The organism is Cupriavidus sp. GW823-FHT07A04 (assembly GCF_058794615.1).
Window position 1 is genome coordinate 1 of the sequence record NZ_JBXAHA010000046.1, and the last position, 8,529, is coordinate 8,529.

Consider the following 8,529-nt stretch of genomic DNA (forward strand, 5'->3'; position numbering starts at 1 on the left):
GATACTCAGACATGGGTCCCTCGTTTCCGCTCTTTTCGCCGAATCCCGAGGCGCCCCATACGGCCTTGGCACACCTTCACGGCTCGCTTCGCATCGCGCTGGGGTGTTCCCCGCCTGAGGGCGGGTCACACGGCTACGCCGAATCGTTGGTCTGACGATGTCGATTCTGCTCCTGCTGGTTGGCTCCCCTCTCCCACTTGTGGGAGAGGGGCCGGGGGAGAGGGCGGGCGCTCGTCAAGTACGAGATGTCAGACCTGACCCACTGTCTCGTTCCTACTGCGCTGGCCGTTTGCGCCTTGCGTTGTCCAGATCCTTGCACACGACTTCCGCGCCTTGGGCGATGCGTGGTCCGGCCCGGTTGACCAGGTCGCCGTCGATGGCGTAGAGGTTGCCACGCGCCACGGCGGTTACCTGTTTCCAGCGTTCCCACATGGCGAAGTCCGGCAGCGGCCGGTCGGAGCGGGTCGCGCCCATGCTGGCGGTCATCATGACTTCCGGGTTGCCGGCTACCACGGATTCCACCGAGACCGTCGGCACCAGCAGCGCTTCGTTGGCGAACAGGTTGCGGCCGCCGCATAGCGCGAGCACGTCGCTGATCAGGTGCTGGCCGCTGAGCGTCATCAGCGGTTGTTGCCATACCTGGTAGAACACCGTCACCGGCGCACGCGCCGCATAGGTCTGGCGCAGTTTGTCGATCTGCTGGCGGAAACTGGTGGCGGCGCTGTTGGCGGTGGGCTCGGTGCCGAGCAGCACGCCCATTCTCTCGATATTGCTGGGGATGCCTTCGAGCTTGCGCGGCTCGCTGTAGAACAGCGGCAGGCCGAGCGCGCGCAGGCGGTCGGTTTGTTTCTGCGCATTGCCGTGGCGCCACACCACGATCAGGTCGGGCTTGAGCGCGGCGATGCGTTCGAGATCCAGTGCCTTGTTGTCGCCGACCCGGGGGATGTCGCGGGCCTGTGGCGGGTAGTCGCTGTAGCTTACGGTGCCGACGATGCGCGAGCCGCCGCCGGCGGCGTAGAGCATTTCGGTGACGTGCGGCGCGAGCGAGATCACGCGGCGCGCGGGCTGGTCCAGCGTGACGGTCTGGCCGGCGTCGTCGACCACGGATACGGCGGCGCCGGCGTGGCTGCAAAGGCCGCCGCCCAGCAGTGTGGCGAGGACCAGCAGGGCACGGGTAGTGATCGAGGTAGGGGGCATCGGGCGTTAGCTGGATAGGGTGCTTGTGTCGGAGCGCGTTGTTGCAAGGGCTTGGGCCAGTGCCGCATCGAGCCGTTGCCATGCTGGCTCCTGCGCTGGTGGCAAACCCAGGCGCAGGCTTGGCAACGCGCCAGGGATGCCCGGCGGTGCGTCGAACAGCCGCGTCCACACGCCTTGCCGCGCGAGCGCTTCGTGCAGGCGCGCGGCATCGGCATGCGGCACCCAGCTGAACAAGGGGCGGCCCACGGGCGTCAGGCCGTGCTTGCGCAGCAGTGTCGCGAGCCGGATGCCGGCCTGCTGCAAACGGTCGCGCGTGGCGGCTTGCCAGGCGCGGTCGGCCAGGGCCAGGCGAGCCACCGCGCGTGCGGGGCCGGCCACGGTCCAGTGGCCGAGGTGCTCGGCCAGCGCTGCCAGCAACGTGGGCTCGGCCAGCACAAAGCCGCAGCGCACGCCGGCCAGGCCGTAGAACTTGCCCAGCGAGCGCAGCACCACCATGCCGGGGCGATCCGCCAGCGCGGCCAGCGAGCGCTCGGGTGTGCAATCCATGAAGGCTTCGTCGAGCAGCAGCGTGCCGCCACGCGCGGCGAGATCCGCGTGCCATGCCCGCAGCGTGGCTTGCGCGAGCGTGCGCCCGGTCGGGTTGTTCGGGTTCACCACCACGAGGTGATCGAGCTGCGCGGCCAGGTCCGCACGGGCGAAATCCGTCTCCACGAGCGGCACAACCTCATGCCCCGCGCGTGCGAAGGCGGGAGCGTATTCGCTGTATCCCTGCACCGCCACGCCGACGCGCCCGGGCTTGAGCAGTTGCGGCAGCGTGCGGATGGCGGCCTGCGAGCCGGCCACCGGCAGCGCGCGCGGCGCGCCGTAGGCCTGCGCGGCCAGTTCGGCCAGGCCGTCGTCATCTTGCGGCAGCCGCAGCCACGCGTCGGCGGGCAGGGCTGGCACGGGATAGCCGTCCGGGTTGATGCCGGTGGAAAGGTCGAGCCAGTCTTCGACCGGACGGCCATGGCGGCGCGCGGCGGCGAGCAGGTCGCCGCCATGGCGGATCGGAGTACTCATGCTAAGCCGTAGTGGAGGAGAGCGGCGCTGGCGCCGGAAGCGGCCAGCCACAGCCACAGTGTGCGTTGAACAAGGCGCAGGCAGGCATGCACATCGGCTGCGCCGGGCGCGTGGCCCATGCCCAGCGGCGGGCGCTCTTCCCATTCGCCGTGATAGCGGGCGGGGCCGCCCAGCGCCACGCCGACGGCACCGGCGCCGGCCGCCATGACCGGACCCGCATTGGGGCTGGACCATGCCGGTGCCTGCGCGCGCCAGCAGCGCAGCGCCTGGGCAGTGCGCCCGAGCAGCGCGTACGAGAGCGCGGTCAGGCGGGCGGGCGCCAGGTTGAGCACATCGTCAAGCCGCGCAGCTGCCCAGCCGAAATACAGCAGGCGCGGCGTGCGGTAGCCCCACATCGCATCGAGCGTGTTGGCCAGGCGATAGGCGACCACGGCGGGCGCGCCGCCGACCAGGAACCAGAACAAGGCGCCGAAGATGGCGTCGTTGCCATTCTCCAGCGCCGATTCGCAGGCGGCGCGGGCCAGCGCTTCGGTATCCGCGTCGGTGGTGTCGCGCGAGACGATGCGTGCCGTGAGCTGGCGCGCATCGGCGAGATTGCCCTGCGTGAGAGCGGTGGCGATCGGCGCAATATGCTGGGCCAGGCTGCGCGCGCCCAGTGCCGCGTAGAGTGCCAGCGCTTGCAGCAGCCACGCCAGCGCCGCGCTGAACTGCGCGGCGACATGCACCAGCAGCGCGGCCAGCGCGGCCGGCACCAGTACCATCAGCGCCCAGGCCGCCAGGCCGGTGAGCCGCTGGCGCAGTGGCGCGCCAGCCTGGCCGCGGTTCAGGCGGCGCTCAAGCGCTGCCGCAAGGCGGCCGAAGCCAACCAGCGGATGCCAGCGGCGCGGCTCGCCCAGCCATTGGTCCAGCAAGACGCCGGCTACCGCCGCGGCCACGCAGGCTTGCCAGCTGAACAGGGGAAACGGCCACCATGAAGACAGCGATGGCAGCGATGGCAGCCACGACATCACGCCGGGTCGGCGCCTTTCACGCTGACAGGGATGCCGGCCACCAGCAGGCGCACGCGGTCCGCGGCGGCGGCCAGCTTCTGGTTCAGGCGCCCCAGCTCGTCGACATAGAAGCGGGTGATGGCGCCCATCGGCACCACGCCGAAGCCGATCTCGTTGGAGACCAGGATCACGTGCCCGGGCAGGGTGGGCAGCGCGGACAGCAGCGCGTCGATTTCCTCGGTGAAGGCGGCCGGTGGCGTTACCAGGCCATGCTCGGGATAACTGCGCGCATCGAGGAACAGCAGGTTGTTGAGCCACAGCGTGACGCAGTCGACCAGGATGCAGCCATCGTGGGTGGCATGGGCATATAGCGCATCCGCCAGATGCAGCGGTGCTTCGACCAGGCCCCACTCGGCCGGGCGCCGCGCGCGGTGCAGCGCGATGCGCACCTCCATCTCTTCGTCGGCGCTGTCCTGGCCGTGGCGTGCGGTAGCGATATAGGTAACGGGGCCGCCGGTGGCAGCGGCATGGTCGGCGGCCATCTGCTCGGCGAAGTGGCTCTTGCCGGAGCGCGCGCCGCCCAGCACCAGCGTGAGCTGGCGCGCGCGGCCCGGGACGGCAGCGGCGTGCGGCGCGGCAGCAGCCTGGGGCGCGCGTTCGCTGGCCGGTGCATGGGTGGATGCGCGCACGGGCTCGGTGGCGGTGGCGGAAGCGTTGGCCGGGGTCATCCGGGTATTGTAGCGGGCGCATCCATGGATCGCACGCCCGCAGTGGTCCGCGCACAGGGCAGCGCCGCGGGACGCCGATGCGATAATCCCACGATGCAAAAAAATTCCTCCGAAGCCGCTGGCGCGGCATTACCGGGTGGCTTGCGCGGTACCTTGATGGTGCAGGGCACTACCTCCGACGCGGGCAAGAGCACGCTAGTGGCGGGCCTGTGCCGGGTGCTGGCCCGCGCCGGCGTGCGCGTGGTCCCGTTCAAGCCGCAGAACATGGCGCTCAACAGCGCGGTCACCGCGGACGGTGGCGAGATCGGGCGCGCCCAGGCCTTGCAGGCCGCCGCCGCCGGGCTGGCGCCGCACACCGATATGAACCCGGTGCTGCTCAAGCCGAGCAGCGATACGGGCGCTCAGATCATCATCCACGGCCAGGCGCGGATGGACCTGGACGCGCGGGCCTATCACGCTTACAAGCCGGTGGCGATGCAGGCGGTGCTGGCGTCGCACCAGCGCCTGTCCAGCGCCTACGAGGTGGTGATGGTGGAAGGCGCCGGCAGCCCGGCGGAGATCAACCTGCGCGAGCGCGACATCGCCAATATGGGGTTTGCCGAAGCGGTGGACTGCCCGGTGGTGCTGGTGGCCGACATCGACCGCGGCGGCGTGTTCGCTCATCTGGTGGGCACGCTGGACTGCCTGTCGGCGTCGGAGCGCGCGCGCATCAAGGGTTTCATCATCAACCGCTTCCGCGGCGATATCGCGCTGCTGCAGCCCGGGCTGGACTGGCTGGAGGCGCGCACCGGCAAGCCCGTGCTGGGCGTGCTGCCCTACCTGCACGGCTTGCACCTGGATGCCGAGGACGCCATCATCGGCGCGCAGGCGGCCAAGCGGGGCGAACTGCTGCACGTGATCGTGCCGGTGCTGCCGCGCATTTCCAATCACACGGATTTCGATGCGCTGCGCGCGCATCCGCAGGTGGACCTGCGCTTTATCGGCCCCGGCATGCCGATCCCGCCGGCGGACCTGATCGTGCTGCCGGGCAGCAAGAGCGTGCGCGCCGACCTGGCCTTCCTGCGTGCCAATGGCTGGGAGCCAGCCTTGCTGCGGCACCTGCGCTATGGCGGCAAGGTCATCGGTATTTGCGGCGGCATGCAGATGCTGGGGCGGCGCGTGGATGACCCGGCAGGCAACGAGGGCAAGGCCGGTAGCAGCGAAGGTTTTGGCCTGCTCGACTACGACACTGTGCTGGCGCCGCACAAGCAGCTGCGCGTGGTGAGCGGCCGGCTGGCGCTGGATGGCGCCACCGAGGCCACCGAGGCCGCCGTGCAAGGCTACGAGATCCATATGGGCGTGACCACAGGCCCCGCGCTGGCGCGCCCCGCGCTATGGCTGGAAGGCGAGCGCCCGGACGGCGCGCAATCGGAGGACGGGCAGGTGCTGGCCTCCTATGTGCACGGGCTGTTCGACCAGCCGCAGGCTTGCGGCGCACTGCTGCGCTGGGCCGGGCTGGCGCGGGCGGAAGGCGTCGACCTGGCCGCGCTGCGCGAGGCCTCGCTGGAGCGCCTGGCCGATACGCTCGTCGCGCACCTGGACATGGATGCCTTGCTGGCGCCGCTGCAGGCGTCATAGCGGGTGTCAAAGCGGCTCTCCAAGCAGGCTCGGCCGCCCGCCGCGCCTACTGCTAAACTCGCAGGCGGGCCCGCTCCGCCAGGGCCCGGCAGCGGCCAGCGGCAGGGCCATGGCGGAACCCGGAGCGGCGCGCCCGCCGGCGGCGCTGCCATGGAAAGCCATTGCGGAGACAACCATGCCCGTAGTCGTGATCGCCAATCCTAAAGGCGGCGTAGGCAAGACCACGCTGGCCACCAACCTGGCGGGCTACTTCGCCAGCGCCGGCCACGCCGTGATGCTGGGCGACACGGACCGGCAGCAATCCTCGCGAGCCTGGCTGGGTTTGCGCCCGGCCTCGGCACCGGCCATCCGCACCTGGGACATCAGCGCCGACCAGATCGCGCGCCCGCCCAAAGGCACTACCCATGTGGTGCTGGATACCCCGGCCGGCCTGCATGGCTGGCGCTTCAACGATGTGATGAAACTGGCGCACCGCGTGGTGGTGCCGCTGCAACCGTCGCTGTTCGATATCCTCGCCACCCAGGATTTCCTCACCCGGCTCGCCGATGACAAGCGCGTGCGCCACGGCGAAGTGGAGGTGGGCGTGATCGGCATGCGGGTCGACCTGCGCACCCGCGCGGCCGAGCAGCTGCAGCGCTTTGTCGCGGGGCTGGGGCTGCCGGTGCTGGGCTTTCTGCGCGATACCCAGAACTACGTGCAGCTTGCCGCGCACGGCCTGACGCTGTGGGATGTGGCGCCGTCACGCGTGGCGCGGGACTGGGAGCAGTGGCAGCCGATCATCGGCTGGCTGGAGCAGCCGGCGCTGGCGAGGTGCCCAGCCGCCTGAGCAAGGCATCCACGGAGGGCCAGCTCACCCGGCGCACGGCCACGATCAGATCGGCGCCGGGAAACTGGTCGTCGAACGCCTCGCTCTCCACGCCGTCCAGGCGCCGGTAGAACTCGCGCGCCTGGGTGTTGCCGTCCAGCACATAGAGAAAGAGGGGCTGCCCGGGCCAGCCAACGGCGGCACGCTGCGCGCAATGCGCGAAGAGGCGCTTGCCAAGCCCTAGCCCGTGCCATCCCGGCATCACATGCAAATTGTCCAGATACACGCCATATTGCGGCTCGGCCTCGGGTTGCAGGCAGGCAAAGCCGGCGGGCGTGCCGTCCACGCGCACGAGCGTGACTTCCACCGGGCCATCGGCGCCATCTACCAGGCGAGCCTGCCAGGCTTGTGCGCGCTGGGCCGGTGCTTCGTGCTCCAGGTATTCCGCCGGCAACAGGCCACTGTAGGCATGGCGCCAGCTCTGCGTGTGCAGATCGGCAATCAGCGCGGCGTCGTGAGGGTCGGCAGGTAGCAATTCGATGGAATGGGTCATCTTCAAGGGAGTCGTCCGGGGCCTGCAATGGGCGCGATCCACATTCTGCCGCAATCCCGGCAAGCCTCGCCATGGTCTCGCACCTGTCACGCACTGGCAGGCCCTGCCTGTTAGAATCGCGAATCTTTCGCATTCTCATTATGACGGCATGATGCGTTCATCTCACGCCGGCATGGGGTCCGAAAACACAATCTCCACAACCCCCAAATCTGCTCCCGCCTCCCATGGTCACCGGCCGCCTGCGCGTTGTTTTCGTCAAGATTCACCTGTATCTCGGCTTGTGGCTGGGCCTGCTCTTTGTCATGCTGGGCCTGACCGGCACCGTCATCGCCTGGCGCGATGAGCTGGATGCCCTGCTGAACCCGGCGCTGCTGACGGCGTCGGCCGAAGTACCCATGCCGGTAGCGCCGGCCACGGTGCAGGCGGTCGCCGAGCGGCTGCAGGCCGACCCGCGCTATGGCCGCCCCACCTTGCTGATGCTGCCGTCCGCGCCGCATGCGGTGTTTATCGCCTGGTACCCGCTCAAGGGCACGCCCAACGCCGGGCGCTCTCGCCAGGTGATGGTCGACCCCGTCACATTGGCCGTGAAGGGCGAGCGGGTCTGGGGCGAGCCCGGCCTGTCGCGCCCGTTGCTGCTGCCCACCTTGTTCCAGTTGCACCACTACCTGCTCTCTGGCGAGACGGGCCGCACGATCCTGGGCATCACCGGGATGCTGTTGCTGATTCTGGTGATCGGTGGGGTTGTGCTGTGGTGGCCCAAGCTCAAGCCGCGCGCGGTGCTCAATGCGTTTCGCATCAGCCATGGCGGCTCGTGGTCGCGTTTTAATTACTCGCTGCATCGTACGGCTGGCATTTTTGCGGCGCCGGTGCTGGCGACGATGGCGTTTTCCGGCTGGTACCTGGATTTGCCCAAGTGGGTGACGCCGATCGTGGCTAGCGTGATGACGGTGTCGCCGCCCGGCAAGCCGGCATCGGCGGCAGCGCCCGAGGGCACGCCGCTGCTAGGCGTGGCGCAGGCCGTGAGCGGGGCTCAGGCGCTTTATCCTGCGGCGCTGGTGACGCGGGTCAGCTTTCCGCGCAAGGCGGGGGATCCGTTTGAGGTGCGGCTGCGCCAGCCGGGGGAAGTCCGCCAGGGCAGCGGGGCTACGCGGCTCTGGCTGGATGCCCATACGGGCAAGCGGCTCGGGGTTCGCGATCCGATGGATGCGCCGGCTGGGGATACTTTTCTTAACTGGATGTATCCGCTGCATACCGGGGAGGCGTTCGGATGGGTGGGGCGGGCGTTTATTTCGGTGTTCGGGGTGGTGCCGTTGATGTTTGCTGTTACCGGGGTGTTGATCTGGTGGAAGCGTAGGCGGGGGCATCGGCGGCATGTTGTGCGGACGATGGAGAGGGCTAGCGGTGCTAAGGGCGTTAAGGTGGTGCGGGAGGAGGCGGTGGAGGTTTGATTGCCGGTTGTCTTTTTCTGCAGAATTAGCTTTAAATTCAACGGCTTAACTGAAAATTCAACTGCAGTTTCACCACCCCTGCGGGGCGGCGACCTACTTTTTTGTCTTGCCAAAAAAGTAGGCAAAAAAGGCG

Annotated in this window: 8 protein-coding genes; 3 read left to right on the top strand and 5 right to left on the bottom strand. The window is 69.0% G+C overall.

Annotation, left to right across the window (positions count from 1 at the left end; genetic code table 11):
• Positions 1–273 precede the first annotated feature (273 nt).
• The 4 genes from AC1Q7Q_RS40155 to cobU are packed head-to-tail and all read right to left on the bottom strand — an operon-like array spanning position 274 to position 3,973.
• Positions 274–1,197, bottom strand: coding sequence for a cobalamin-binding protein (locus AC1Q7Q_RS40155; protein WP_492375201.1), 924 nt, complete (start codon positions 1,195–1,197; stop codon positions 274–276).
• Between the two features lie 6 nt (positions 1,198–1,203).
• Positions 1,204–2,256, bottom strand: coding sequence for a threonine-phosphate decarboxylase CobD (gene cobD, locus AC1Q7Q_RS40160; RefSeq protein WP_492375202.1), 1,053 nt, complete (start codon positions 2,254–2,256; stop codon positions 1,204–1,206).
• Positions 2,253–3,263, bottom strand: a complete 1,011-nt coding sequence (gene cbiB / locus AC1Q7Q_RS40165; protein ID WP_492375203.1) for an adenosylcobinamide-phosphate synthase CbiB — start codon at positions 3,261–3,263, stop codon at positions 2,253–2,255. Before cbiB ends, cobD begins: the two co-directional genes overlap by 4 nt.
• Complete coding sequence (gene cobU / locus AC1Q7Q_RS40170) at positions 3,263–3,973, bottom strand: bifunctional adenosylcobinamide kinase/adenosylcobinamide-phosphate guanylyltransferase (protein WP_492375204.1); 711 nt, start codon at positions 3,971–3,973, stop codon at positions 3,263–3,265. The genes cbiB and cobU overlap by 1 nt, the downstream gene beginning before the upstream one ends.
• A gap of 93 nt (positions 3,974–4,066) precedes the next feature.
• On the opposite strand from cobU, the gene AC1Q7Q_RS40175 reads away from it, so the two are divergent.
• Positions 4,067–5,590, top strand: coding sequence for a cobyric acid synthase (locus AC1Q7Q_RS40175; RefSeq protein WP_492375205.1), 1,524 nt, complete (start codon positions 4,067–4,069; stop codon positions 5,588–5,590).
• Between the two features lie 175 nt (positions 5,591–5,765).
• Positions 5,766–6,416 (top strand): nucleotide-binding protein, encoded by a 651-nt coding sequence (locus tag AC1Q7Q_RS40180; RefSeq protein WP_492375206.1) that lies wholly within the window; start codon positions 5,766–5,768, stop codon positions 6,414–6,416.
• Here the strand turns inward: AC1Q7Q_RS40180 and AC1Q7Q_RS40185 are convergent.
• On the bottom strand, positions 6,367–6,948 hold the full coding sequence (locus AC1Q7Q_RS40185) for a GNAT family N-acetyltransferase (RefSeq protein ID WP_492375207.1): 582 nt from the start codon (positions 6,946–6,948) through the stop codon (positions 6,367–6,369). The genes AC1Q7Q_RS40180 and AC1Q7Q_RS40185 overlap by 50 nt on opposite strands.
• A gap of 224 nt (positions 6,949–7,172) precedes the next feature.
• Between AC1Q7Q_RS40185 and AC1Q7Q_RS40190 the strand changes: the two genes are divergently transcribed.
• Entirely contained in the window at positions 7,173–8,396 is a 1,224-nt protein-coding gene (locus AC1Q7Q_RS40190) for a PepSY-associated TM helix domain-containing protein (RefSeq protein ID WP_492387295.1), read from the top strand.
• The last annotated feature ends 133 nt before the right edge of the window (positions 8,397–8,529 follow it).

Bases quoted from the DNA above. Each gene is read 5' to 3' on its own strand.
- cobU (WP_492375204.1), bottom strand. From the start codon at position 3,973: ATGACCCCGGCCAACGCTTCCGCCACCGCCACCGAGCCCGTGCGCGCA.
- cobD (WP_492375202.1), bottom strand. From the start codon at position 2,256: ATGAGTACTCCGATCCGCCATGGCGGCGACCTGCTCGCCGCCGCGCGC.
- cbiB (WP_492375203.1), bottom strand. From the start codon at position 3,263: ATGTCGTGGCTGCCATCGCTGCCATCGCTGTCTTCATGGTGGCCGTTT.
- AC1Q7Q_RS40175 (WP_492375205.1), top strand. From the start codon at position 4,067: ATGCAAAAAAATTCCTCCGAAGCCGCTGGCGCGGCATTACCGGGTGGC.
- AC1Q7Q_RS40180 (WP_492375206.1), top strand. From the start codon at position 5,766: ATGCCCGTAGTCGTGATCGCCAATCCTAAAGGCGGCGTAGGCAAGACC.
- AC1Q7Q_RS40190 (WP_492387295.1), top strand. From the start codon at position 7,173: ATGGTCACCGGCCGCCTGCGCGTTGTTTTCGTCAAGATTCACCTGTAT.
- AC1Q7Q_RS40185 (WP_492375207.1), bottom strand. From the start codon at position 6,948: ATGACCCATTCCATCGAATTGCTACCTGCCGACCCTCACGACGCCGCG.
- AC1Q7Q_RS40155 (WP_492375201.1), bottom strand. From the start codon at position 1,197: ATGCCCCCTACCTCGATCACTACCCGTGCCCTGCTGGTCCTCGCCACA.